We start from the raw sequence: 645 nt of genomic DNA on the forward strand, positions 1-645 counted from the left end.
GGCGGGCAGAGCCGGCGGCGGAGTGTCCGACGCCTTGTCCCAGCCGGATTCAGGGGAGGTCAGCCAGTCCCGGACGTACTGCTTGTCGAAGGACGGCTGGGCCTTGCCCGGCTCGTACAGGGACGCGTCCCAGAACCGCGAGGAATCCGGGGTCAGCACCTCGTCTCCCAATGTCACCAGGCCGGTGGCGGGGTCCAGCCCAAACTCCACCTTGGTGTCCGCCAGGATGATCCCGCGGCTCCGGGCAATGGCCTCGGCCGCAGTGTAGATGTCCAGCGTCAGGTCGCGGATCTTCGCAGCCGTTTCGGCACCGACAGCCGCCACAACGGCGTCGTAATTGATGTTCTCGTCATGCTCACCCACCTCGGCCTTCGCAGACGGGGTAAAGATCGCGGGGTCGATCCGTGAGCCGTCAACCAGTCCCGCGGGCAGGGGCACATCGCATACCGTCTGCGACCGGCGGTACTCGGCCAGCCCGGACCCGGTCAGGTAGCCGCGGGCAATGGCTTCCACGGGGTACATGTCCAGTTTTTTGCAGATCATGGCCCGGCCGGCCACTTCGGCAGGAACACCCTCATCAGCGGAAATGACGTGGTTGGGGACGTTGCCGAGCTGGTCGAACCACCACAGACTCAGCTGGGTGAG

1 protein-coding gene is annotated in these 645 nt (G+C 65.9%); it reads right to left on the bottom strand.

Annotated elements, in window-relative coordinates; translation table 11 throughout:
• Positions 1 to 645, bottom strand: a 645-nt coding sequence (locus CXQ90_RS21725; protein WP_104141392.1) for a phosphoribosylaminoimidazolesuccinocarboxamide synthase, incomplete at both ends; no start/stop codon positions are given.

It is taken from the genome of Arthrobacter sp. ZGTC131 (assembly GCF_002929275.1).
In the GTDB taxonomy this organism is placed as follows: Bacteria; Actinomycetota; Actinomycetes; order Actinomycetales; family Micrococcaceae; genus Arthrobacter.